We start from the raw sequence: 23,686 nt of genomic DNA, 5'->3' as shown, positions 1-23,686 counted from the left end.
AACCTGCCTGGCATAATTCGTAATTCCTAATTATTAATTTGTAATTCATACAATTTTCATGAAAAAGATACTTGTAATCCAGCAGAAAATGATAGGCGATGTTTTGGCCAGTTCTATTCTTTGCAACAACTTAAGGACTATTTATCCTGATGCACAGATTGACTACCTGATTTATCCTTTCACAAAGCCGGTGGTAGAAAACAATCCCAATATTGATAATTTGGTACTTTTCAAGGAAGAATTTCGCAAAAGCAAAAAAATGCTCCTGCGTTTTCTGGTTTCTATCCGAAAAGAGAAATACGATATTGTTGTTGATGCCTACGGAAAGCTGGAAAGCAATCTTGTTGTAGGAATGTCAGGCGCAAAGAAGAAAATCGGATTTCATAAGTCCTATACCAACTTTTTATATACGGACACGTTTAAGGAACTTTCAAAACCAAAAACTTCAGCCGGTCTGGCTATTGAGAACAGAATGCTGTTGCTACAGCCTTTTTCTTCTGGTATTCCGCTTGACAATCGCCCTAAAATTTTCCTGACAGAAGAAGAAATTAAAAAAGGAAAAGATATCCTGATTCAAAACAATATCGATTTTTCCAAAAAAATCTATATGATTGGTGTTTTGGGTAGTGGTCATAATAAAACCTATCCTTTTCTTTATATGGCAAAGTTACTTGATGCCATAGTTGCCAAAACCAACGCTACGCTTCTGTTTAACTACATGCCATCACAGGCGGAACAGGCAAAAAAAATATTCGAACTGTGCCAGCCGGAAACACAAAAGAACATTAAGATTAACATTGTTCCGGGAAGCATTCGGGAATTTTTATCGATTACTTATCATTGCAATGCCCTGATTGGCAACGAAGGCGGGGCCGTAAATATGGCCAAGGCCCTATTCAAGCCTACATTCACAATATTTTCTACATGGATAAAAAAGGAAGCCTGGAATTCGTTTGAAGATGGCATACATTATGCTTCTGTTCATCTTAAAGATTTCAAACCGGAATTATATGGTAAAAAATCTGCAAAAGAAATGAGAAATCAGGCCATGAAACTGTACGAGTCTTTTACTCCGGAACTCATTCTGCCGGAACTCAACAGTTATCTGGAAAAAAATTAATTGGAATCAATCCCGATTGGCGTCCTGATAACCTTATTTTTTCGGGTATTTTCACGAATAGCAAAATTCTTTTTCCAGGTAGCTTCATTTACGTAGCCTCTTGCATGGTCGAGATGAACTACGATGGCACTGTATCGAATCTGTTTTGATTTTAGCCCTTTATTAAAAAGCCTTTCACCCAGTTCCCTATCCTGTCCACCATATTGCATTTCCTGGTTAAAGCCATTGATAGCAACCAAATCGTCCTTCCAGCCGGAAGCATTGTGTCCGTTCCAGGTTGCTTTTGTTGGCGTAATAAAGTTCAGGAACTTTGCCCATAAACCGGTAGCAGAAAGTTTTGTGTTTTTAAATGACTTTTTAAGGCCTCGCCCAACAAGCCATTTTACATCAAAACAATTCTGGTGCAGGATATGATTTTTTGTGATAGCCTGTGAAATATTCATCGGAAGCATAAAATAGCCTCCGGAAAGAAAATAGCCCCTCTCACGATAGTGAAGATGTGTTTCCACAAAATCTTTCCTCGGAATACAATCGCCATCCGTAAAAATAAGATAATCTGTATTGGAAGCAACAATTGCCTTATTGAGTATTTGTGACTTTTGAAAACCGTTATCTTCCTGCCATACATGAATTAACGGCATTGAAAGTTGCGGTCTTAAAGTATCCAGCAATTCTTTGGTTTTAGGTTTTGACCCGTCATCTGCAATAATAATTTCAAAGTTGAGTTCAGTTTGCACACTAAATCCCCATATGACTTTTTCAAGCCATTCTTCAGAATTATAGGTACTCATTATTACGGATGCTTTCATAATCTATTTAAATGCAAAAAAATTATTTCCAGAAAAACAGTTTTTTCTTGAGCCGCTTCTTTCTATGAAACCTGTTTCTGAATGATTCCGTTTCAACAATCATCATTTGCAAAACCTCTTCATAAGGCCTGCCATAAAGCTTTGCATATTCGTCGCTCATTACTTCAACCAATTCTCTTTTGGGTGTGAGTTTGGATAAATTGATAATACGCTGCTTCAAGGTCATGGACTTATGAAACTGCATTCTGTTCAGGTCAACCAAAAAGAAATTATAATTCCCTTCACCGTTCTTTTTAATCAGTGTATTACCTGGCGTGTGGTCGAGAAATTCTATACCATTTTCATGTAAATTAAATGAAAACCGCACAAACTGCCTTAGTATGGTCTCGTGGTCAGGATAATTCAAATCTGTTGTCAATTCCCTAAACGTCAAATCTGCATTCAACTGTTCGCTGATGTAATAACTGTCGTAAAGAACATTTTTGAAATTTTCAAAATAAGCAATGGGCTGAGGGGTTCCTATTCCTTTTTCCAGCAAAATATTGGCAAACTCAAAAGAACGTCTGGCTTTTGAACGTCTGAAAAATTTATAGGCTACCTGATTGATAAAATTAGGAATCTTGAACGATTTGACATTCAATGTAATCTCATCCAATTCAAAGAGCCTGATTTTGTTGCGCTTTCCGTCAACAAACAAAATACCTTTAGCCTCAAAATTAGCAATACAGTCCCGTATGGCTTCTTTCTGGTGTAGGAATTTTGGATTGTAAACTTCGTGCATTTATGCTTTTCTTATTTTGTTCACAAAAGTAACCATTTTCGATTTTAGAGTTCAAATAATTAATTTAATTTTACAAAAAAATTGCCGAAAGGTTAATTAGCACCCAATAAATGTTTAAACACTATCTAATTACTAGGTTTAATCTGAGAAATCCTGATTGGAACGTTACTAAAAATAACGAAACCTTACTGACCGACGAGTGGATGGAAGACAGAATGTGGCTCTTTGAGAACTTTTGCTTCCCATCTGTTGTGGCGCAGACCAATACGGATTTTAACTGGCTTATATTTTTTGACACTACAACACCCGAAAAATATAAAAGTGCCATAACTAACCTGATTTCGGATAAGACAAACATCAAAGCCTTTTATATTGATGGTATGCCTGAATTTTATCCGGCTATCCAACAGTTTATTTCTGAAGATGCACAGAATGTTCCTTATTTGATTACTTCAAGAATTGACAATGACGATTGTATCCATAAAAATTTCATCAACGAAGTACAGCACAAATTTCAGTCACAGGAATATCAGGCTGTTGATGTTATCAAAGGCTATTCTCTACAGGTAAAACCCCGTTACATATTAGGTAAAAAAGAACATATTTTCAATCCGTTCATAAGCCTGATTGAAAAAAATGAAAACCCGAAAACTGTTTGGTTTAACGACCATACGTTGTGGAAAAAGGAAACCCGTATTACGCAGATTACAGACAAGCGTTTATGGATGTCAATCATTCATGAAAAAAACAAGGTGAATGAGTTTGACGGTTACGACAATGTAAAATGGGCGCATATCAATAAAGATTTTATTGTATCAGAGAAAATGAACAGCCTGATTGAAAAAGAACTTATTCCCTATAAAAACTGGATGTTCCTGAGTTTGAAAAACCGATTGTATGTAAAATTGGTTCTTTTAAGCAAAAAGATAAAAAAGGCATTGGGTGTTTATAAAATAAAATAATCTTGAGTCGAGATTCGACTTCTCTATCACAAGCATCTCACCCCCTAAGAATTTATTTTAAAGTTTCAGTTTTAAGACTGTTATTTTGCTTTTTACTGTTTAAATTCTAATCTTAATTGGTAAATCCTCATTAAAAACACCTGTAAATTATTGATTGTCAATTTAATTAAGATTTTTTTAACATATTATCCATATTGCTTGTTTCTTCCGTTTAAAAAAACTTATCTTTGCGGAAATCAAATTTTTTTACAAGCATTTTGCAAGTAATATTGAGAATTGAAGCAACCAACATTTAGGCAAAAGACATAAAACAAAAAGCAAAATCAGGTTCCATTTTAAGAAATTATTTCGTAATTTCTTATTGCAAACCGATACAAAGGAGATAGATGAAAATTGCGTTGATTAGTTTTGACAATTGGGGTTTGAATGAAGGAATTGCTAAAGTCTTAAAACAGGACGGTCACACTGTACACCATATTGACTTCCATAATTTTAAATATAAATATCCTAATTTTTATTATAAAATTTATAATGCTTTCCTGAAGGTCTTTTTCAGGAAAAACATCAAAAATATCTATTACGGAAAAGAAATCATCAAGCATCTGGAACAAATTGGTGAGAGGCAGGATTTGATTGTGACCATCAAGGGAGACTTCATTGACAAAAGATACCTGAAGCAATTAAAAAATTATACACGAAAGTCAATCGGTTTTTTTAATGACAGTGCTACCCGTTGTCCAAAAATAAAGCGGGTTGCTTCTGCATTTGACCAGGCATTTTCTTTTGAAAAGGAAGACTGTCAAAAATTAGGTCTAAAGTTTGCTCCTAACTGGATTTATGAAGAGAACAAGAACAGTAGTAAAGGGCCGTTTGATTTTCAGGTTTTTAATATCTGTTCCAAAGACAAAAGACTTCCTGTTCTTTCAAAAATCATTTCTGAATTAAAGTCGAAGCAGATAAAACACAAGATTATTGTTTTGAGCAGAGACAAGGAATGCCCGAAGAGCGAAATCGAATTTTTCTTTGAAAAAATCACATTGGAAGAAATCTCAAAATTTATAGAAAAGTCCAATGCCCTTTTAGACATCAAAAGAGATGGACAATTTGGGCTGACATTCAGGATTTTTGAAAGTATGGGATTAGAAAAGAAACTCATAACAACCAATCTCGATATTGTAAATTATGATTTCTACAATCCCAATAATATTTTGGTCATAGACGAAAAAAATCCGGTAATCCCTACCTCGTTCTTTGAAAGCGACTATGAAAAGCTTCCTGAAGAAATTTACCACAAATACACGATTAGAGGCTGGATTCAAAATGTTTTATTTCACAAATAGCTATTTATGTCAATAAAAAAAGATTTCCATAAATTTCAGCATCAGCTCATGAGCTTTTTTTTACAGGGACACCACAAATCCTTCAAAAAAAAATATTTTAAAGAACACTATTCCGACACAAAAAAACTAATCCTGTTTTTTGTTCCTTCCGGAACAGACAGGATTAATGGAGGAATTTTGTCAATATGCACCATTTATAACATTGTCAGGAAGTTAAAAGACATTCACGGATGTGACGTGGTTGCCAGTTTTTTGCCCGGGAAAAGTGAAACCGACTATAAATACAGGAAGTTTTCAAACGAAATGATTATTTTCACTTTCAAAGAAATTGAAAGGTATTTTGACCATCTTGACTTTGCGGAAATTCATATCCCGGATGTAATGATTGCTGCTTTCAATAAAGGGAACAAACGTATGGTTCCTTTTTTCAGATGGACGGAAAATATAAAAGATATAAAAATCAACCTGCTCAACCAGAATGACCTTTTTATGCCACCGATTGAAAAAATCGACAATGTCAAGAAAATGTTCCCAAACACGACTATGACCATGGCACACAAGCGTTATGCTACACTTGAAAAAAGAAATTATTACGGCGTGCCGCTTCATCTTTTTTCAGCCTGGTTAAGCCCAACTCCCTACAACAGAAAGGCATTTAGTGAAAAAGAAAATCTGGTTATCTATTCTCCAGATAAAATTCAATGGGTTCCCAATTCAAGTACGCTGACAAAAGAGGGAATTTTGGCAAATCTAAAAGCCAAACTGCCGCATTATACTTTTGTTGAAATAACAAACATGAAGTATGATACTTATAAGGATTATGCTTCAAGAGCCAAATTTGTCATTACTTTTGGTGAAGGATTGGATGGTTATCTTATAGAAACTATTTTCTCCGGAGGTATTTCATTTGCCGTTTACAATGAGATTTTCTTTACCGAAGATTTCAAGAACCTGCCAACGCTTTATTCTTCATTTGATGAAATGAATGAAAAGATAGCAAATGATATTAAACATTATGATAATCCTGAAACTTTTAAAGAATATCAGGACAAACTAGACATCATTGTTAACAAATTATACAGTTTTAACATGCTTGAGAATAACATAAAGCAGTATTATTTGCATAACTTTGATTTTAAATAATCAAAATGATAAACGTAACACAGACATTTTTACCACCGCAAAGCGAATATAACAACCTGGTTAAAAGAGCTTGGGATAGTTTGTGGCTTACAAACAGGGGCCAGTTGACCTTAGAATTGGAAAACAAGCTGAAAGAATGGCTGAATACTGATTCTATTTTAATCACCAATAACGGTACTGTTCCATTACAAATTGCACTGAAACTTTTGGGAAAAGGAGGAGAAATCATCACGACACCTTTTTCTTATGTTGCTACAACTTCTGCAATAGTCTGGGAACATTGCGAACCTGTTTTTGTTGACATCAACCCCGAATATCTTACAATTGACGAAACCAAAATAGAAGCTGCCATAACTCCAAAAACTACAGCAATACTAGCTACTCATGTTTTTGGCAACCCCTGTCAGGTGGAAGCAATTGAAGCTATCGCTAAAAAACATAATTTAAAGGTCATTTATGATGCTGCCCATTCTTTTGGTGTAGAATATAAAAATCAGTCTCTTTTTAATTTTGGCGATGTGAGTACCTGCAGTTTCCATGCAACCAAATTGTTCCATACGGGTGAAGGCGGAGCCCTTTTCTGTAAAGACAAAGAACTTTTTCATAAATTATATTACAGCCATAATTTCGGACACAACGGACCTTTGGATTTTCATGGTTTAGGAATCAATGCTAAAATTTCAGAACTTCAATCTGCTATGGGTCTGGCCGTTTTGCCTTATATCGATAACATTCTCGCCGAACGAAAAAAAGTGGTCGATTTTTATAACGCCAATTTAAACTTTTCCAATCTGCAAGGCTTGAAGATTCGGGAAAACACCAAATGGAATTACAGCTATTATCCTATAATTCTGGATTCTGAAGAAACGCTGTTAAGAGTACAAAAGGCATTAAACGAGAATCAGATTTTCCCAAGAAGGTATTTTTATCCATCCCTGAATACGGTTAATTTTATAAAAAATACCGAAATGCCTGTTTCGGAATCTGTTTCAAAAAGGGTGATGTGCCTTCCTTTGTATGTGGGATTAAAAACAGAAGATTTAGAAAAAATCACTTCTATAATCAATCAAAACATATGATAATTATTGGAGCAAAAGGTCATGCTAAGGAAGTTTTCGATGTTTTAACCATCGATGCACCCGATTCGTTTTATTTTTTTGACAACGTTAGTGCCGACCTTGAAGATTCTTTATTCTCATATCCGATTCTAAAAACTACCGAACAAGCCCGGTCCCAACTCAAAAAAAATCCCGATTTTATCTTAGGACTTGGTAATCCTTTTAGCAGAAATAAAGTTTACAACCTGTTTTTAGAATACAATGGCAACCCTGTTTCAGCAATAGCCAAAAACGCTGTTGTGAGCAAAAGTGCCGTTTTGGGAAAAGGACTGAACATCATGCCTTTTGCATTTGTATCTGCAGACACTTTTATTGGAAACGGTGTATTGATCAATGCTTATGCGAGTATCCACCATGACTGTAAAATTGGCGAATTTGCAGAAATATCGCCGGGAGCAAAAGTTTTGGGCAATTGCGAAATTGGTGCTTTTACAACAATTGGTGCCAATGCCACAATTTTACCTAAATTGAAAGTCGGAAAAAATGTAACTATAGGAGCCGGTGCCGTTATCACAAAAGACATTGAAGACAATGCGGTTGTTATTGGTGTTCCGGGAAAAATAATTAAATATAACGTTCCAAAAATATGAACGAAGAAGTTCACAAAGCTTACGAAGTAATCAAAGAAGGCGGTATTATTCTTTATCCTACGGAGACCGTTTGGGGAATTGGATGTGATGCGACCAATCCAGACGCAGTAGCGAAAATCTATGTCCTAAAAAGAAGAGAAGAGTCAAAATCAATGATTGTCCTGATGAATGGCGAAAGAATGGTATATAATGTCTTCAAGGATATTCCCGAAGTGGCCTGGCAGATTTTAGACCTTTCTGAAAAACCGACAACGCTGATTTTAGACAATCCGAGAAACATTGCCAAAAACCTGATTGCTCCTGACAACACTTTGGGCATGAGAATCGTAAAAGAACCTTTCTGCTACAAACTGCTGGAACGCATGAAAAAACCTCTTGTTTCTACTTCTGCCAACATATCCGGAGAACCTACTCCTATAAATTACAAAGAAATTAGCCCGGAGATTTTAAAGGGCGTTGACTATGTCGTAAATTTGCAGCAAGAAAAGATGACAGGAAAACCTTCTGCTATTATCAAACTGACTTCAGACAGCCAGGTTAAGATAATCCGAAAATAGCAATCGGTTTGCGGTTCTCAGAACTTTAAGCATAATAATGAAAGACAAAACTTCATATAAAGAAGCAGTAAACAGCAAAATATTCCATGTAATCGCGCAGGCTTCCAAAGAGCTCAACATTGACAGTTATGTTATTGGAGGATTCGTACGGGATTTACTTTTAAAAAGAAAATTTAAAAAAGATATCGATATTGTTGCTGTTGGAAGCGGCATTGAGCTGGCTTTGAAAGTTTCTGAAATGCTTCCAAAAAAGCCAAAAGTCCAGGTTTTTAAAACTTATGGAACGGCCATGCTCCGATTTGAAGATACTGAAATTGAATTTGTAGGCGCCAGAAAGGAGTCCTATCATTTTGAAAGCAGAAATCCTGTAGTTGAAAACGGAACTTTGGAAGACGACCAAAACCGCAGGGATTTCACCATCAATGCTTTGGCCATTTCACTAAATGAGGCCAATTTCGGAGAACTTGTTGACCCGTTCAACGGATTATCCGACCTGGAACTCAAAATCATAAAGACGCCTCTCAATCCGGATATTACTTTTTCTGACGACCCGCTTCGTATGATGCGCGCTATTCGTTTTGCCACGCAATTAAACTTTGATATAGAAGAAGAATCCCTCAAGGCAATCGAACGAAACAGAGAAAGAATAAAGATTATTTCCGGTGAACGAATCGTTGACGAGTTAAATAAAATATTGATGACAGACAAGCCTTCAATTGGTTTTCTCCTGTTGCATCAAACCAAGTTATTACACATCATCCTGCCTGAGTTGACAGCACTTGAAGGTGTTGACGAATCTGAAGGACAAACCCATAAGGACAATTTTTACCATACTTTGGAAGTTGTCGATAATATTGCCCCTAATACAGATGATGTTTGGCTTCGATGGGCTGCCCTGCTCCACGATATTGGAAAAGCGCCTACAAAACGCCACCATAAAAAAAACGGATGGTCGTTCCACGGCCATGAATTTGTTGGCGGAAAAATGGTCAAGAAATTATTCGAAAGGCTTCATATGCCATTGAACCATAAAATGAAGTATGTTTCCAAAATGGTAATGATGAGTTCGCGTCCTATCGTATTATCACAGGATATCGTAACCGATTCTGCCGTAAGAAGGCTTGTTTTTGATGCCGGAGAAGATATTGAAGACCTGATGGTTTTATGCGAGGCAGACATCACAACAAAAAATCCGAACAAATTCAAAAAATACCATAATAATTTCAAGATTGTACGCCAAAAGATTGTGGAAGTGGAGGAGCGCGACCACATCAGAAAGTTTCAGCCGCCTATTTCCGGAGAAGAAATCATGGAAACATTCGGCTTAAAGCCCGGAAGAGAAATCGGTATATTGAAAGAAGCTATTAAGGAGGCTATTCTTGAAGGAGAAATCCCTAACGAATATCAGCCCGCCTATAATTTCATGCTGAAAAGAGCGGAAAAATTAGGATTGCAAAAAACAGCCAACTAGGCGCCTCATCCAATTCGAATTCAAACTAACTAAAAATGAAAAAATATTTTTCCTCCATTACCAAAACAGCCCTGATTCTGGTTTATTTGGTAATCATTGCCGGTGCCTTAGTACGAATGACCGGTTCCGGAATGGGTTGTCCGGACTGGCCTAAATGTTTTGGCTACTATATTCCGCCAACAGATATTTCTGAACTTACGTGGTCGCCTGAACGCGAATTTAAAAAAGGGCAGGTAATTATTCGTGGCGAAAAATTGCTCGTGGCACAGGAGGATTTCAAATCAGGCAGTGAATTTGAAGAAAATCACTGGCAGGTTTATACAAAACACGACTATGCCTCGTTTAATCCAACGCATACCTGGGTAGAATATATCAACCGTTTGGTTGGAGCGTTGGCCGGATTGGCCTGCTTTGTCATGGCTGTCTTTTCTTTCAGCCTGTGGAAACAGAATAAAAAGATAACGCTGCTTTCATGGCTTGTGGTCTTTTTAATGGGTTTTCAGGCCTGGTTAGGAGCAACAGTTGTTTATTCTGTATTGAATCCTGTAAAAATTACCATCCACATGGTGATGGCGCTATTAATTGTATGCATTATTTTGTACATTTTAAATCTGGCAAAGCCAAAACCTGCAACACCACTAAAATTTGACAAAGTTTTTGACAGCGTCCTGATTATTTCGCTGATATTGACATTGACCCAGATTATCTTAGGAACACAGGTGCGCCAATTTGTGGATGAACAGGTTAAAATTTATGGCTATGATGCTATGCATAAAATTCTGGAAGACCCTATTATCGGGTTTTATTTCCACAGAACTTTTTCATTTGTAGTCTTGCTTGTCAATGTAATTCTAATTACCCGAAACAATAAATTACAGCTAGGTTTCAAAAAAATCAACTGGGTGATGTGGCTTTTAGGCATTGAGATACTTTCGGGAATTGTGATGTATTGGTACGATTTCCCGTTTGGTTCACAAACCATACATCTTGTAGTCGCATCACTTTTGTTTGGAACGCAGTTTTACCTAATTTTAGAAAGTAAAAACAGAGAAATAAAATAACATTTATGAAACAACCCTTCTTAGTGATTTGCAGTTGTCTTTTATTGACCACAATGGCTTTAGGCCAAAATAAAAAATCCATTTCGGATAAAGACCTGATAACAATCTGCAAAACCTGGGGACTGTTAAAGTATTATGAACCTGTTCTTTCAAGTGGTAAAATAGATGCCGACTCCTTATTGGTTAAGGCCTTAGACCAAAAGCTTCCTGCAGAAAAAACCATAACAGAGTGGATTGATTTTCTGAAAACTAAAACCGTGATAAAAAAGGCTGAAGCGGTAATTTGTAAAGACCAGGACAATAGAAACCTGTCAACAGCCTGGATTCAAAAGGATAAGAATCTTAATGCTGCACAAAAAAAATACCTTTCCGGTCTGGTTTCATCCAATCAGATACCGGGCGGCTATTATTGCCAAAAACCAAATTTTATCCGTTATAGTGGCGGTAATGAAAAAACATACACAGAAAAAGCATTACAAGAAAACTACCGTATCCTGAACCTGTTCAGAGCTTGGAATGTTATTGAATATTTTTACCCTTACAAATATGGTATTTCAAAAAAATGGGACAATGTTTTGGCAGAATTTATCCCATTGGTTAAAAATGCAACTGATGCGCTTTCTTATAAAAAAACAATGATGCTTTTTTCAGGCTCAATTGAAGACACGCATTCAAGAATTGAACCTGTAAATTACAAAGAGATTTTTGGAAATTACGGTGCTCCTTTTACCTATCAGATAGCCGAAAATAAAATTGTAGTTACAAAACCTGTTGATGTTGAAATATGCAAAGCCATAGGCATTGAATATGGAGATGTGATTGAAACGGTAAATGGCGAATCTATTGACAGGATTATCCAAAGAAATTCAAAATACATTTCGGCTTCCAATACTTCTGTAAAAATCAGAGATTCCTATAATTATATGTTCTATGGCGAAAAAGGAAGTTTTACGATTAAAGGTTACGACAAAAACAAAAAGCCATTTCAAAAAAAGATTGATAGAATTGACAGAACAGGCGGGTTATGGTTTGAAAATGGAATTCCTGACAATAGCTTAGTACGTTATGATGAAACTGCAAAAAAAGTAATCTACTCAGCTATCAATAAGGACAATATAGGCTACATTGACTTTTCTTTTTTCGAAACTTCAGAAGTTGACAGCATTATGAAGGCTATGAAAAATACAAAAGGAATAGTGTTTGACCTGAGAGGATACAGTACAAACGGCGGAGTTGTAAAAACTTTCAACTATCTTTTTCCGGAACCTAAATGGTTTGGCATTCTGACAAAGCCCGATTTTAGCAAACCAGGAAGATTCTGTTGGCAGGATTACATCATCACGGAAGATTATAAATACATTGGCAAGGAAAATCCTGATTATTATAAAGGTCATGTCGTTATCCTTATTAATGAAAATACGCAGAGCCTTTTTGAAATGTGGTCTATGATTTTCAAAACAGCACCACATATTACCGTTATAGGAAGCCAGACAGCCGGAGCCGACGGTAACGAAACTACTATTCCTTTAGTGAATGGCGAAAAAATGATTTTTTCTGGCGTAGGAATCTTTTATCCGGATAGAAAAGAAACGCAGAGAATAGGAATTGTTCCTGACATTAAAGTAAAACCAAACATTTCTGACCTTCAAAATAAGCGGGACCCACTTATCGAAAAAGGCTTTGAAGTAATACTTAAAAAATAAATTGATTATCTGAAACCCTATTAAAAGTAAACTCCAGCTTTGCGTCTCTGTGCCTTTGCCAGCAACTATTTCACGCAAAGACGCGGAGCCGCAAAATTTCTAATAATAAAATATTATATAACTAATTATCAAAATGATATAACATTTCTGTGATGGTGTTATAGTAACTTTACAATACAGAAATCGCACAAAAAGAATCAAATCTTTATTTGATTTTGAGTTCATTTTTTAATCTGTAGTAATCAGGAATAATTTGGAAAATTCAGTAAAATGAATTTAAAATAAACAAATTTACCATTACATAATAAGACCAAAAAAATGATCCAAGGACTGTTTCATTAGCTTTATCAACCCGATAGCTTTTGAAACAGTCTCTTTTTTAGCCTATCCAGTTTTTAAAATCATTAACCCGTTCCCGGCTAACAATTACTTCATCTTCCTTATAGGTTGGAAGGATTAATTTCAGTCTTGAATTGCTGTATACTACAATATCCTTGATTGTTTTCATAGGAACAATGAATTTGCGGCTCACGCGGAAAAAGTCTTTAGGATCCAATTCGGTTTCAAGCTGCTCCAGAGTTCCTTCCAGAAGATAATCCCTGTTGTCTGTCGTATGCAGATAAGTACCTTTATTTTCACTGTAAAAACATTCTACCTCATCAATATTAATCATTTTCAGATGTTGTCCGGTTTTAATCGTAAAGCGTTTCTTGTAGTTTTTGGTATCCGGACTGACAAGCATTTTTTTTATCATTTCCAAATCCAGAGACATGGATTCTGCTTTTGGTTGTCGGGATTTGAATTTATTGATGGCTGCTTCCAAATCATCTTCATCAATAGGCTTCAACAGATAATCGATACTGTTTAATTTGAATGCTCTTAATGCATATTCATCATAAGCAGTTGTAAAAATAATGGCACTTTTTATATCAATAGCATCAAAAATTTCAAATGATAGTCCATCAGAAAGCTGGATATCTAAAAAAATCAAATCCGGGTGCGGGTTGTCCTGAAACCAGTTAATTGCTTCTTCTACCGAATGAAGCATCGTACTTGTTTCTATATCCAATTTTTGAAGCTTTCTCTGCAGCAATCTTGCTGACGGTTTTTCGTCTTCGATAATTAGGGTTGTCATATTCTTGATTGCGGTTAATTTTAAGTTTTTAATTAAGGGCTATTCCCATTTTGAGTTTTTTTCTCTTTCCATGATTTCGTTGATTTTCTTTTCTTCCCAATCTCCTCCTAAAAAGATGTTCTTTCCAAAAACAGAAGCAGCATGAACAGCCAACCCAAATCCCCAAAAGAAAGCTACTGAAAAAGTAGAAAACTTAAAAAACTCCTCTCCTGGTTTGAGGTCAAAATAGTGTCGCGAAATAAGAAATAAATTCACCAACACATAAGCAATCAAATGCTTATAAAATCCTAAGATTGATTTAACACGTTTCTGCGCGCGTTCCAATCTTCGTTGTTCTTGTTCAGTTAGATTTTCCATTTTCTTATTTGATATTTTGTTGGTAATAGTCCTGTTTTCTTTTTTCCTTTTCAATAATCTCTTTTATTTTTTTCTCTTCCCAATTTTTTCCCAAAAAAGGATTGTATCCGAATGCGGCCATTCCGTGGCATAAAAGCCCTGTACCCCAGCCCAACATTGAAAACCAGAACCATTGAAATTCAGGAGTAAAAACCAGATTGATGATAATCAATATAGGAATGATGATGCAATACATCGTGAGGTTGTAATAAAATCCCCTGATTTCTTTTGCTCTTTTTTTGGCTCTTTCATAAGCCATTTTTTCAGAATTAAAATTTTCCATGACCATTTGGGTTATTATTACTGCCATTTGTCTTGCTTGTCTTTTTCCATCAGTTCTCTGATTTTCTTCTCTTCCCAATCACTGCCTAAAAACGGCATATAGTTAAAAACGGTCATTCCGTGTACTGCTACTCCTATTCCCCATCCAATTGCAGGATAAAGAAACCATAGGTGGCTGGGTGATGTTATCAAATTCAACGCTGCCAATCCAATATTTACTACGATATAAGAGGTCAGGTTGCCATAAAACCCTTTAATATCTTCTACCTTTTTTTGCGCTTTACGATAAGTGCTTTCTTGTGTATTATAATCTGTTTCCATAATTGCTATTTGTTTGGTGAGCATTGGCAGTTCCACTCTGAAATGTTTTTCTGTCTGCTCAATTCTTACTTTCCTGTTGGTTATAATTGAATACCGGTCAACGATATTCTGCAGTCCTACTCCTTTTCTGTCTTGCAGGACTTCTTTTTTCTGATAATCATTTTCAATAATCAGATAATCACCTTTTTCATAAATCCTGATATGCAAAGGCTTTGTTTCACTGGCAATGTTGTGTTTTACCGTATTTTCCAGTAGAAGCTGTAACGACAGCGGAACTACTTTTGCATCCGGATTTTTAACCGATTCCGGCAGTTCATAAAACACGCTGTTTTCAAATCGCATTTTCAGGAGATTCATGTAGGTTTTGGCAAACGAAAGCTCTTCTTCCACGCTTACCAACTCCTTATCTTTTTGCTCCAAAACATAACGGTAGATTTTAGACAGCGACGTTGTGAACTTTTGTGCATTGTCCTGGTTTTCTTCAATCAGCGATGTCAATACGTTCAGGCTGTTGAACAGGAAATGCGGGTCAATCTGGTTCTTTAATGTCTCAAACTTTGCAGAGGCTGTTCCGGCAATAATCTTCTGTTCCTTAACTTTATTTTCCTGAGATTTCTTGTAGAAATAAATCAAATGGAAAGCCAGAGTCACGACCATGGTTATCATCAGACAGACAACATAGAACCTATGGTTTTCATTGGCAATAAATTCTGAATAACTCCTTTGCTCCAGAACCAATGCAATGAACAATCTTATGATAAAAATTCCAATAACAGTAAGAACAACACTTCCAAGAATACTAAGGGTAAATCTGTATCTTTTGTATTTCTTCCACTCTATTCTATTGTTCATAAAATCAAAATAGGTAGAATTGATAGCGGTTAGTACAATACCATATAGAAAGTAATACCCCATTTCCTTAAACAAAGAAGCATCTATCTTAAAACTTCTTCCAAACATGGCTTCAAGCACAAACATTATTGCTATGATGGCACAACTAACAACAAAACCTGTTACGATAGTCTTAAAAAAATATTTGATAGCTTTTTGCATGGAAGAAGTGATTGGTAATTATTATTTCTTTTTATTGCACTCTTTCTGAGCTTCTAAGGCTCTGTCTAATCCCCAGCTTGGGTGAAAAGGAGTTTCCGGTTTAAATTTAGCAAAAAGTTCTATTGCTTTGTCAATCTCCGCGCACATTGGTTTGGTGTCATTCCCGAAATAACGCGCTCCTCCAATTTCAAATTCTGCTTTTGAAAATAATGCTCTTGGGTTTTCCGGAGCTATCGCCAAAGCTTTATTATAAATTTCTACTGTCTTGGCTGAAAGTTTCATTCCGTTTGTCATTGGGTCAGACACAATCCAGGCTGTATTAATCATTGCCTGTAGTACTAACAATTCCGGATTTTCAGGATTTTTATCCAGTTCTATATTCAATGCTTCCTGAGCTTTCCCTAACAACGCAGCTACCTTATCTTTATCTTTTGTCTGAAAAGCCGCTGTCGTATTGACCATTGACACATAATAATTTGGAAGCCAGTTGTTTTTTTCTGCAGATGCTATCCTTTCAAACATAGCCGATGCTTCTGTAGTTTTTCCTTCGCCCCAAAGCGCAAAAGCTTTCTGCATTCCTTGTTCATATTGTGTTTGTGCGCCTACTAAAGAAGTCACAAAAAAAACGAGAGTAATGATACATTTTGTCATAATTGAAAAATTTTTAGGTTGGTATTATTTTTTTGATGATTGAAACGTTTATTATTCTGATACAAATTTGCTTCGGAATTTTATCTTTTAAAAAAGAGACTTACTGAGTTGTTGAATTTTAGGGATGAATTGTTTTTTTTAAGTGGCTAAGGTTCTAAAGTACTGAGGTACTAAGGTTTTGAGATGTGAAGGTAAATGTTTGGTTCTTTTCCTTAGGACCTTAGCATCTTTTAAACAAACCTTTTTTCGAAGTATTAACACCTAGCCCTCAAAAACAATCCTCAGCCACTTAGCGCCTTAGAACCTTAGCAACTTTTAAACTACTCTTTTTCAAAAGTACTCACATCTACATTCCCAAAACAAACCTCAGCAACTTAGAACCTTAGCCACTTAGCAACTCTCTATAAATTCTTCAACTGATTATCTTTCTTATTGTCACTTATCGTCCAGAAAAAGCCAACAAATATGAAGCGGTCTGCCGGTTGTCCTATAGATCTGCGTTGGAATTGGCCGCTGGCATCAGGATTGTTTGCATACTGGTATCCGAAGACATTATCTGTTCCCAAAACGTTTGAAACTGAGAAATAAAGTATTTTTTGTTGTGAAACCAAATAAGCCCAACTCAGACTCAGGTTGTTATAAGACTTTGTTTTTCCGTTCATAAAACTGGTTTCGTTAGGATTATTATAAGGTCTTCCTGAATTAAAGCTATGAGTTAATCCAATTTGAGACCTCAGGCTGTTTATCCAATATTTTGTAACTACAGAAAACGAATGGTCTGCCACGAAACTTGGAGTCACTTCTTTTGGATAATTTTTAAAATCTCTTTCCGTATCGATATAAGAATAAGAAAACCAGTACTCCAGATTCTTAAATGTTGTATTATCTCTCCAATACAGGTCGATTCCTTTTGCAAAACCTTTTCCGTTATTATTAAATTGAGAGTCAAACTGAACTGTTTGAGTATCATATTTTACCAGATCTCGGTATTGCTTAAAATAAGCTTCGGCGCGGAATATTCTCCCGGTCTTGCTGTATTCATAATTCAATATATAGTGTGCCGTTTTCTCACTTTCGAATTGGTTGGAATATTTCAGGTATTCCTGTCTTGGTGATTGTACAAAATCTCCATAAGCAAAAGACAGCTGTCCGTTATCACTTACCTTGTAACCCAAAGAAAATCTTGGTGAAAGGTTAGACTCCTGTAATAAATCGGTATACGAAAAACGGAAACCGGCTTTAGCTGCAAATCTTTTTGAGAAAAAAACATTCGTTTCTGCATAGGCCGCTGCAATATTATTGTCATATCCTGAAGAAAAGGTGCTTCCTGCATTTTGGGCATAATCTTCATCAAATTTAGTCGTGAAATAATCAGCCCCAGCGGTCAATTTTATTCTTTCGGTAATATTTTTACCAATTTTTATCTTCATATGCGTAGCATGTTCGGCATTTTTCACATCATCCAAAGCTATTCCTATCTTATTCTGCGAATAGCCATAGCTAATTCCTGTAGTCAGTTGATAGTTGCTTCCAAAATATCCTTTATAAGAAGAATTCATATAGAAATTATTATTTCGTACATCTACCCTGATTTTTTCAGGACGGTTAATATCTTCCTGGTTCAGGTCAAAATCTGCCGCATCAAAAGCCATGTAGGTCTTCAGGGTTCCATTATTAAAATGATAGCGGTAAACCAACTCTCCTGAAATGGACTGATAGGCCCTGTTCCAATCTACAGCTTGTGGAACCGCTGCCTGATAAGGTGCCAGATTAGCATAGGAAGCATTTACGCTTAAAGAACTCTTTTCCCATTTTTGCGTATTTCCCAATCCTAAACCAACAGTCATCAATGAAATTTCTGTCTTTTCCTGGTCTGGGTCTTCGATTGTATTCAACAACAAAACACTTGACAATGCTTCTCCATATTCTGCACTGTAACCTCCCGTTGAAAAGGCAATACCGCTAAAAAGAAAAGGAGAAAATCGCCCTCGTGTAGGCAGGTTGTTTGTTGTTGCGCCATAAGGTTGTGAAACGCGAAGCCCGTCAACATACGTCTGCGTCTCATCGGCCTCGCCTCCTCTTACAAAAAGACGGCCGTCTTCTCCAACAGTCTGCGCTCCCGGCAAAGTAAGCAATGCTCCAACAATATCACCAGCAGCACCTGCCGTCGTAACAATGTCCAAAGGTTTTAAAACTGAAGTTCTTGCTTTATCGCCCGACTCAAATGTTCCGGCAGTAATCACAACGGCATCAAGCGTATTAACCGATTCTTTTAATTTGACAGTTCTGTTTTTAAAATCTTCAACTACTATTTCCTGATTATAGGTTTCAAAAGTTAAAAAGGTAACCACAAGATTTTGCTTTCCGGTTACAGTAGTCTGAAAACTGAAATTCCCCTGTTCATCTGAAGAATCCCCGTCATAGGTTCCTTCAATAAAAACATTGGCTCCCGTAACAGGACGCCCCTTTTCATCAGTGACTTTTCCTGAAATAGTTTGCTGCGCAAAAGTTGCGGCAGATAAAATAAGAAACAGTAGTGTAAAAATATTTTTCATTGATTAGGTGTTTTTGATGGAGCAAAGTTGCATTTGGAAAACTTTCTTTCATAATAAAGATTACCGAATTGTAATTTTTCATGGATGAATTGCAATGCTATCACAAAAACCTTCCTCATGTAATTTTGTTTTTATACTTTTAATTAGAATTAATACCGTATCACTTATGAAAATTCCGCAGCAATATCTTCCCGTAATGCCTTATCTGATACTGAATAAGGCCAATGACTTTTTAGAATTTTCCAAAACCGTATTGGGAGCCAAAGAACAGCTTATTGTTCCCGGAAAAAACAATTCCGTTATGCATGGCGAAATCAGGATTCAGGATGCCGTTGTAATGTTTGCCCAGGCCAATGACACCTGGCATCAGAAAACATGCGGTATGTTTTTATTCATTGAAAAAATTGACGACGTTTTTAATCTCGCCATACAGAAAGGTTCCAAAATTCTTAAAAATCCGGGACAGGAAGAATACGGTTATACTGCCGGATTTGAAGACCCGTTTGGAAACCAATGGTGGATTACAGAACCTTTAAGAGAATAATCTATATGCTAAAAATCAACAAAGTACACCACATTGCTATAATCTGTTCTGATTATGAAGTATCAAAACATTTTTATACCAAAATCCTGGGTTTTGAAATCATAGCCGAAGCCTATCGCAGCGAAAGGGATTCCTACAAGCTGGATTTGGCACTGAATGGTAATTATTCAATAGAACTTTTTTCATTTCCCAACCCGCCTGGCCGTGTTTCGCGTCCGGAAGCCTGCGGATTACGGCATTTGGCTTTTGAAGTAGACGACATCCAAAAAACAAGGCATTATTTGGTTGAAAACAACCTCAACCCTGAACCACTGCGAACTGACGAATTCACCAACAAGCGTTTTACATTTATTGCAGACCCTGATAATCTGCCTATTGAATTTTATGAAGCTTAAAAAACAGTTGCTGATTTAAGGGCGTATATCAAAAATTCCAAGAAAGCAAAATCTAAAAATCGGAATTTAAATTTTACCTTTGGCGTTTCAAAAATACATTTAGATTATGGTTTATAAATTTAGGGTAATACTCGATGCGGAAGAAGATGTTTTCAGAGATATTGCCATTCAGGACAATGACACTTTAGAAGACCTGCACAATGCTATTGTCAATGCCTTTGGCTTTGACGGCATGGAAGTAGCATCATTTTATACCAGTGACGACCAATGGAATCAGGATGAAGAAATTCCGATGTTTGATACAGGAGATGTACCGGGCGAACAAAAAGTAATGTCTGATTTTGAGCTTTCTGAAGTTTTAGACGAAGAAAGAACAAAAATCATCTATGTTTATGACTTTATCAACATGTGGACTTTCTTTGTAGAGCTGGCTGCAATTGAAGAGCATGTTCCGGGACAGGTGTATCCGGATGTATTATTCTCACACGGAATAGTGCCTCTTGAAGCTCCGGACAAAGATTTTAGCGACTCAGCTGTAAATGAATTTGACTATGACGAGGACGAGTTTGACGAAGACGACCTGGATATGTTTGATGGAGGAGATAATTTTGAGGATTACGGATTTGAGGAGAATTGGAATTGATCTGAGGTGCTAAGGCACTAAGTCGCTAAGGTTCTAAGTTTTTTTTGGAGTAGATAAGGTTTTAAGGTTTTGTTTGCGGATTGAATTATATTTGAGGAAATCTTAAAATATATGCGCCATGAACACTTTTAGAAACTTACTCATCTGGCAAAAATCAATGGCTTTAGTAACCGAAATTTATAATGCTACTAAATCATTTCCAAAAGAAGAAGCATTTGGTCTCACATCGCAAATCAGAAAATGTGCCATTTCAATTCCAAGCAACATAGCGGAGGGATTTGGCAGAGATAGTAATAAAGACTATCTCCGTTTTCTAAACATTTCAATCAGTTCTCTTTTTGAACTACAAACACAATTAGAAATAGCCAAGAATATCAGCTATTTTACAACGGAACAATTTAACAAACAGTACGAAGACAGCAGGGAAGTTGAGAGAATGCTCATCGCTTTTATAAATAAAATAAAAGAACGTCAATAACCTCAGCAACTTAGCGACTTAGTACCTTTTTACCTTAGCAACTTAAAAAAATGATCAACTTATTTAACACCCACATCGAAACCCTTTCTGTTCACAGAGTTGGAAACAAAAGCCGTAACGAAGCCTTCTTTTTGTCTGAATCGCCTTATGGGCTGAACGACGAGATCATGCCTTTGCTAAAAGAGTTTTTCTTCAAATCATTTAGGGAAAAAGAAGAGAACTATTTCCAGTTTGCACACGATGTAGATTTGGAATATAACGAAATGTACAACTTTGCCAACGAGATTTTTGCCAATCCGGGTAGTGTGCATGAAGTTTCAAAAAAAATAACAAAACATCTTTTTGAGCAATCGAACCATCCGCACATCAAAAACGGAGAGGTTTATGTTGCTTACCTTACCAACCTGAGCATTGACAACAATCAGGTAGATGCAGTAGGCGTTTTCAAAAGCGAATTGCAGTCTGACTTCCTGCAATTTGAAGAGAACGGGAGCAATCTGGAAATGATATTGCAACACGGTATCAACCTGAATAAGCTGGACAAAGGATGCCTTATTTTTAACCACAAAAAAGAAGAAGGATATAAAATCCTGACGGTAGACAGCAACCGATATGATGCGCGCTACTGGTTAGAGCATTTCCTTTCTGTTGACGCTTTCCAGGATGAAAACTTCATCACTAAAAAATATTTAAAATTCTGTCAGGACTTTGCCAAAGATGTAGTATTACCGGCTGAAGACAAAAAAGAAGAAGTAATGTTCATGAACCGCTCCGTGAACTATTTCGCGAAAAACGACGATTTCGTAGAACAAAACTTCCTGAATGAGGTAATTGACAATCCGGACCTTATGTCGGAATTCAAAAACTACAAGGTCGACAAAGGAGAAAAATACAGCATTGAAGACGTGACTACCTTCCCTATTGCGAATGCGGCAGTTTCGGATGCAAGAAAAAAAATCAAGAATGTCATCAATCTGGATACAAACATCCAAATCAAATTGGATTTCATTAATCCTGAAAGTGCTGAAAAGTTTGTAGAAAAAGGATGGGATGAAGAAAAGCAGATGTACTACTATCTGGTTTATTTTAACAAAGAACAGAAATCATAAACCTATCGAAATACTTAAAAAAATCCCCTTCCGGGGATTTTTTTATTTCTTATACTTCCGGATAACAGTTTAGTTTACGCACTCTAACATCTTGTTTACAAAATACATACATTATGCATTTCATCGATTATTTTTGCCGTTAATCGGATAAATTAGTATGTTTATCGTCCCTAACAAACATAACCTACAATGAATCCAAACATCGCCCGCCACAATGTGCTTTTCGAAAAAGCCTTTTGTCGTTTTTTTGGTCATAAGTTTAAGACCACACGAAAAATAACCGACCACTTCAAAGAATTTGAATGCAAAGTGTGCCACCGCTGTGCGACCAATGACATATTAGGCAACAAAATTCATCTTTCTGAAGAAATGAAAGATATCAATAAGGCACTCAATCAGCTTTATGAAAGAAGGCAAATAGCCTTGTAAGCTTACAAAAACAAGTCCGAAAAGAGTTTTAATTTTCTTGTAACAAATTGTTGCCAGGTTCGTCTTACTATAAAACCAAACCTTTATCTATTTTGGAAACCATACTAAAAATTGAAAATCTTTATAAAAACTTCGGACTGGTCAAAGCCGTTAAAAATGTTTCCCTTGAAATCAAAAAAGGAAATGTTTATGGAATTTTAGGTCCGAATGGAAGTGGAAAATCAACCACCCTCGGAATTGTTCTCAATGTTGTCAATAAAACCTCCGGAACCTACAGCTGGTTTGGCGGAGAAATGGAAACCCATGAGGCCCTGAAAAAAGTAGGCGCCATTATCGAAAGGCCTAATTTTTATCCTTACATGACTGCCGAGCAAAACCTTAAGCTCGTTTGTAAGATTAAAGGAACTGATTATTCCAAAATAAACGAAAAACTTGAAATCGTTGGCCTTCTTGACAGGAAAGACAGCAAATTCAGAACTTTCTCGTTAGGAATGAAACAGAGATTGGCTATAGCTTCGGCTTTGCTCAATGACCCGGAAATTCTAATTCTGGACGAACCAACCAACGGTCTCGACCCGCAGGGAATTCGTCAAATCAGAGATATTATCAAAGTAATTGCAGCACAGGGAACCACCATACTTCTTGCCTCTCACCTTTTGGATGAAGTCGAAAAAGTGTGCAGTCACGTATTGGTATTGCGAAAAGGCGAAATCTTATATTCCGGAACTGTTGACGGAATGAATTCTCACGATGGTTTCTTCGAATTGCTGTCAGACAACCTTCAGGAATTAAAAACGGTGCTGGAACAACATCCGTCTATTGAAAAAGTTGAGGAAGAAGAAGGACGCATCATTGCCTATCCAAAAAATCAGCTAAATGCGGCAGAACTGAATAAATTCCTCTTTGAAAGGAATATAACGCTGAGCCATCTTGTAAAACGCAAGCATAGTCTGGAAGAGCAATTCCTGCAACTGACAAACAACAAATAACAATCCTGAAACCAATCCGAACCGGAGTCTGACATGACGCCCGGACAAAAC

The 23,686-nt window shown here is 36.4% G+C and carries 25 protein-coding genes; 17 read left to right on the top strand and 8 right to left on the bottom strand.

Translation table 11 applies throughout. The features are described 5' to 3' along the window. Positions 1–58: 58 nt before the first annotated feature. Complete coding sequence (locus B0G92_RS07635; RefSeq protein WP_101471663.1) at positions 59–1,120, top strand: glycosyltransferase family 9 protein; 1,062 nt, start codon at positions 59–61, stop codon at positions 1,118–1,120. Here the strand turns inward: B0G92_RS07635 and B0G92_RS07630 are convergent. Both B0G92_RS07630 and B0G92_RS07625 read right to left on the bottom strand, forming a co-directional pair. Further along, positions 1,117–1,929: a glycosyltransferase family 2 protein gene (locus B0G92_RS07630; RefSeq protein ID WP_056070093.1), complete on the bottom strand. Its 813-nt coding sequence runs from the start codon at positions 1,927–1,929 to the stop codon at positions 1,117–1,119. The genes B0G92_RS07635 and B0G92_RS07630 overlap by 4 nt on opposite strands. Positions 1,930–1,951: 22 nt before the next feature. Next, a complete protein-coding gene (locus tag B0G92_RS07625) occupies positions 1,952–2,710 on the bottom strand; it encodes a lipopolysaccharide kinase InaA family protein (protein WP_101471662.1) in 759 nt (252 codons plus the stop codon). A gap of 110 nt (positions 2,711–2,820) precedes the next feature. Here B0G92_RS07625 and B0G92_RS07620 point away from each other — a divergent pair, with 110 nt between their 5' ends. The 9 genes from B0G92_RS07620 to B0G92_RS07580 all read left to right on the top strand — a co-directional run bounded on the left by B0G92_RS07620 (position 2,821) and on the right by B0G92_RS07580 (position 12,655). Further along, positions 2,821–3,672 carry a glycosyltransferase gene (locus tag B0G92_RS07620; protein WP_101471661.1) on the top strand — a complete coding sequence of 284 codons (852 nt, stop codon included), beginning with the start codon at positions 2,821–2,823 and terminating at the stop codon, positions 3,670–3,672. A gap of 386 nt (positions 3,673–4,058) precedes the next feature. Further along, a complete protein-coding gene (locus B0G92_RS07615; protein ID WP_101471660.1) occupies positions 4,059–5,012 on the top strand; it encodes a WaaS/CpsH family glycosyltransferase in 954 nt (317 codons plus the stop codon). Positions 5,013–5,018: 6 nt separating this feature from the next. Continuing rightward, entirely contained in the window at positions 5,019–6,155 is a 1,137-nt protein-coding gene (locus B0G92_RS07610) for a hypothetical protein (protein ID WP_101471659.1), read from the top strand. Positions 6,156–6,160: 5 nt separating this feature from the next. After that, positions 6,161–7,234, top strand: coding sequence for a DegT/DnrJ/EryC1/StrS family aminotransferase (locus B0G92_RS07605; protein WP_101471658.1), 1,074 nt, complete (start codon positions 6,161–6,163; stop codon positions 7,232–7,234). Continuing rightward, a complete protein-coding gene (locus B0G92_RS07600) occupies positions 7,231–7,863 on the top strand; it encodes an acetyltransferase (protein ID WP_101471657.1) in 633 nt (210 codons plus the stop codon). The genes B0G92_RS07605 and B0G92_RS07600 overlap by 4 nt, the downstream gene beginning before the upstream one ends. Next, positions 7,860–8,420 (top strand): L-threonylcarbamoyladenylate synthase, encoded by a 561-nt coding sequence (locus tag B0G92_RS07595; RefSeq protein WP_101471656.1) that lies wholly within the window; start codon positions 7,860–7,862, stop codon positions 8,418–8,420. Before B0G92_RS07600 ends, B0G92_RS07595 begins: the two co-directional genes overlap by 4 nt. A gap of 37 nt (positions 8,421–8,457) precedes the next feature. Then, positions 8,458–9,891 carry a CCA tRNA nucleotidyltransferase gene (locus tag B0G92_RS07590; RefSeq protein ID WP_101471655.1) on the top strand — a complete coding sequence of 478 codons (1,434 nt, stop codon included), beginning with the start codon at positions 8,458–8,460 and terminating at the stop codon, positions 9,889–9,891. Between the two features lie 35 nt (positions 9,892–9,926). Next, positions 9,927–10,952: a COX15/CtaA family protein gene (locus B0G92_RS07585; protein ID WP_101471654.1), complete on the top strand. Its 1,026-nt coding sequence runs from the start codon at positions 9,927–9,929 to the stop codon at positions 10,950–10,952. 5 nt (positions 10,953–10,957) lie between these two features. After that, positions 10,958–12,655 (top strand): S41 family peptidase, encoded by a 1,698-nt coding sequence (locus tag B0G92_RS07580; RefSeq protein ID WP_101471653.1) that lies wholly within the window; start codon positions 10,958–10,960, stop codon positions 12,653–12,655. Between the two features lie 379 nt (positions 12,656–13,034). On the opposite strand, the gene B0G92_RS07575 is transcribed toward B0G92_RS07580, so the two are convergent. From B0G92_RS07575 to B0G92_RS07550, 6 genes are all read right to left on the bottom strand, one after another. Next, positions 13,035–13,790, bottom strand: a complete 756-nt coding sequence (locus tag B0G92_RS07575; RefSeq protein ID WP_101471652.1) for a LytR/AlgR family response regulator transcription factor — start codon at positions 13,788–13,790, stop codon at positions 13,035–13,037. 39 nt (positions 13,791–13,829) lie between these two features. After that, positions 13,830–14,147, bottom strand: coding sequence for a 2TM domain-containing protein (locus tag B0G92_RS07570; RefSeq protein ID WP_101472051.1), 318 nt, complete (start codon positions 14,145–14,147; stop codon positions 13,830–13,832). A gap of 4 nt (positions 14,148–14,151) precedes the next feature. Further along, positions 14,152–14,496, bottom strand: coding sequence for a 2TM domain-containing protein (locus B0G92_RS07565; RefSeq protein ID WP_235498583.1), 345 nt, complete (start codon positions 14,494–14,496; stop codon positions 14,152–14,154). Then, the gene (locus tag B0G92_RS07560) at positions 14,487–15,842 is read right to left on the bottom strand and encodes a 2TM domain-containing protein (protein ID WP_245867736.1); all 1,356 of its coding nucleotides are present in this window, start codon (positions 15,840–15,842) and stop codon (positions 14,487–14,489) included. The genes B0G92_RS07565 and B0G92_RS07560 overlap by 10 nt, the downstream gene beginning before the upstream one ends. Before the next feature lie 21 nt (positions 15,843–15,863). After that, positions 15,864–16,493: a tetratricopeptide repeat protein gene (locus B0G92_RS07555; protein ID WP_101471650.1), complete on the bottom strand. Its 630-nt coding sequence runs from the start codon at positions 16,491–16,493 to the stop codon at positions 15,864–15,866. Positions 16,494–16,894: 401 nt separating this feature from the next. Continuing rightward, positions 16,895–19,048, bottom strand: a complete 2,154-nt coding sequence (locus B0G92_RS07550; RefSeq protein ID WP_101471649.1) for a TonB-dependent receptor — start codon at positions 19,046–19,048, stop codon at positions 16,895–16,897. Positions 19,049–19,214: 166 nt separating this feature from the next. Between B0G92_RS07550 and B0G92_RS07545 the strand changes: the two genes are divergently transcribed. The 7 genes from B0G92_RS07545 (at position 19,215) to B0G92_RS07515 (ending at position 23,635) form a co-directional block, all read left to right on the top strand. Then, positions 19,215–19,592 carry a VOC family protein gene (locus B0G92_RS07545; RefSeq protein WP_101471648.1) on the top strand — a complete coding sequence of 126 codons (378 nt, stop codon included), beginning with the start codon at positions 19,215–19,217 and terminating at the stop codon, positions 19,590–19,592. 5 nt (positions 19,593–19,597) lie between these two features. Then, a complete protein-coding gene (gloA2, locus tag B0G92_RS07540) occupies positions 19,598–19,987 on the top strand; it encodes an SMU1112c/YaeR family gloxylase I-like metalloprotein (RefSeq protein WP_056071408.1) in 390 nt (129 codons plus the stop codon). 106 nt (positions 19,988–20,093) lie between these two features. Next, positions 20,094–20,630, top strand: a complete 537-nt coding sequence (locus tag B0G92_RS07535; protein WP_056070049.1) for an IS1096 element passenger TnpR family protein — start codon at positions 20,094–20,096, stop codon at positions 20,628–20,630. Between the two features lie 118 nt (positions 20,631–20,748). Next, complete coding sequence (locus B0G92_RS07530; RefSeq protein WP_101471647.1) at positions 20,749–21,108, top strand: four helix bundle protein; 360 nt, start codon at positions 20,749–20,751, stop codon at positions 21,106–21,108. A 50-nt stretch (positions 21,109–21,158) separates the two neighbouring features. Then, on the top strand, positions 21,159–22,217 hold the full coding sequence (locus B0G92_RS07525; protein ID WP_101471646.1) for a nucleoid-associated protein: 1,059 nt from the start codon (positions 21,159–21,161) through the stop codon (positions 22,215–22,217). A gap of 189 nt (positions 22,218–22,406) precedes the next feature. Further along, positions 22,407–22,646, top strand: a complete 240-nt coding sequence (locus B0G92_RS07520; RefSeq protein ID WP_056070040.1) for a hypothetical protein — start codon at positions 22,407–22,409, stop codon at positions 22,644–22,646. A gap of 92 nt (positions 22,647–22,738) precedes the next feature. Next, the gene (locus B0G92_RS07515) at positions 22,739–23,635 is read left to right on the top strand and encodes an ABC transporter ATP-binding protein (protein ID WP_101472050.1); all 897 of its coding nucleotides are present in this window, start codon (positions 22,739–22,741) and stop codon (positions 23,633–23,635) included. Positions 23,636–23,686 lie beyond the last annotated feature (51 nt).

This window comes from Flavobacterium lindanitolerans (assembly GCF_002846575.1).
GTDB lineage: Bacteria > Bacteroidota > Bacteroidia > Flavobacteriales > Flavobacteriaceae > Flavobacterium > Flavobacterium lindanitolerans.
Note: the sequence above shows the minus strand (reverse complement) of the source record. Positions and strands in the feature narration are given on the sequence as shown.

What these genes read in the sequence shown, in the direction of transcription:
- B0G92_RS07565 (WP_235498583.1), bottom strand. Translation starts at nt 14,496, where the DNA reads ATGGCAGTAATAATAACCCAAATGGTCATGGAAAATTTTAATTCTGAA.
- B0G92_RS07605 (WP_101471658.1), top strand. Translation starts at nt 6,161, where the DNA reads ATGATAAACGTAACACAGACATTTTTACCACCGCAAAGCGAATATAAC.
- B0G92_RS07525 (WP_101471646.1), top strand. Translation starts at nt 21,159, where the DNA reads ATGATCAACTTATTTAACACCCACATCGAAACCCTTTCTGTTCACAGA.
- B0G92_RS07615 (WP_101471660.1), top strand. Translation starts at nt 4,059, where the DNA reads ATGAAAATTGCGTTGATTAGTTTTGACAATTGGGGTTTGAATGAAGGA.
- B0G92_RS07570 (WP_101472051.1), bottom strand. Translation starts at nt 14,147, where the DNA reads ATGGAAAATCTAACTGAACAAGAACAACGAAGATTGGAACGCGCGCAG.
- B0G92_RS07535 (WP_056070049.1), top strand. Translation starts at nt 20,094, where the DNA reads ATGGTTTATAAATTTAGGGTAATACTCGATGCGGAAGAAGATGTTTTC.
- B0G92_RS07575 (WP_101471652.1), bottom strand. Translation starts at nt 13,790, where the DNA reads ATGACAACCCTAATTATCGAAGACGAAAAACCGTCAGCAAGATTGCTG.
- B0G92_RS07630 (WP_056070093.1), bottom strand. Translation starts at nt 1,929, where the DNA reads ATGAAAGCATCCGTAATAATGAGTACCTATAATTCTGAAGAATGGCTT.
- B0G92_RS07620 (WP_101471661.1), top strand. Translation starts at nt 2,821, where the DNA reads ATGTTTAAACACTATCTAATTACTAGGTTTAATCTGAGAAATCCTGAT.
- B0G92_RS07635 (WP_101471663.1), top strand. Translation starts at nt 59, where the DNA reads ATGAAAAAGATACTTGTAATCCAGCAGAAAATGATAGGCGATGTTTTG.
- B0G92_RS07580 (WP_101471653.1), top strand. Translation starts at nt 10,958, where the DNA reads ATGAAACAACCCTTCTTAGTGATTTGCAGTTGTCTTTTATTGACCACA.
- B0G92_RS07560 (WP_245867736.1), bottom strand. Translation starts at nt 15,842, where the DNA reads ATGCAAAAAGCTATCAAATATTTTTTTAAGACTATCGTAACAGGTTTT.
- B0G92_RS07545 (WP_101471648.1), top strand. Translation starts at nt 19,215, where the DNA reads ATGAAAATTCCGCAGCAATATCTTCCCGTAATGCCTTATCTGATACTG.
- B0G92_RS07610 (WP_101471659.1), top strand. Translation starts at nt 5,019, where the DNA reads ATGTCAATAAAAAAAGATTTCCATAAATTTCAGCATCAGCTCATGAGC.
- B0G92_RS07600 (WP_101471657.1), top strand. Translation starts at nt 7,231, where the DNA reads ATGATAATTATTGGAGCAAAAGGTCATGCTAAGGAAGTTTTCGATGTT.
- B0G92_RS07550 (WP_101471649.1), bottom strand. Translation starts at nt 19,048, where the DNA reads ATGAAAAATATTTTTACACTACTGTTTCTTATTTTATCTGCCGCAACT.
- B0G92_RS07590 (WP_101471655.1), top strand. Translation starts at nt 8,458, where the DNA reads ATGAAAGACAAAACTTCATATAAAGAAGCAGTAAACAGCAAAATATTC.
- B0G92_RS07595 (WP_101471656.1), top strand. Translation starts at nt 7,860, where the DNA reads ATGAACGAAGAAGTTCACAAAGCTTACGAAGTAATCAAAGAAGGCGGT.
- B0G92_RS07530 (WP_101471647.1), top strand. Translation starts at nt 20,749, where the DNA reads ATGAACACTTTTAGAAACTTACTCATCTGGCAAAAATCAATGGCTTTA.
- B0G92_RS07520 (WP_056070040.1), top strand. Translation starts at nt 22,407, where the DNA reads ATGAATCCAAACATCGCCCGCCACAATGTGCTTTTCGAAAAAGCCTTT.
- gloA2 (WP_056071408.1), top strand. Translation starts at nt 19,598, where the DNA reads ATGCTAAAAATCAACAAAGTACACCACATTGCTATAATCTGTTCTGAT.
- B0G92_RS07625 (WP_101471662.1), bottom strand. Translation starts at nt 2,710, where the DNA reads ATGCACGAAGTTTACAATCCAAAATTCCTACACCAGAAAGAAGCCATA.
- B0G92_RS07555 (WP_101471650.1), bottom strand. Translation starts at nt 16,493, where the DNA reads ATGACAAAATGTATCATTACTCTCGTTTTTTTTGTGACTTCTTTAGTA.
- B0G92_RS07585 (WP_101471654.1), top strand. Translation starts at nt 9,927, where the DNA reads ATGAAAAAATATTTTTCCTCCATTACCAAAACAGCCCTGATTCTGGTT.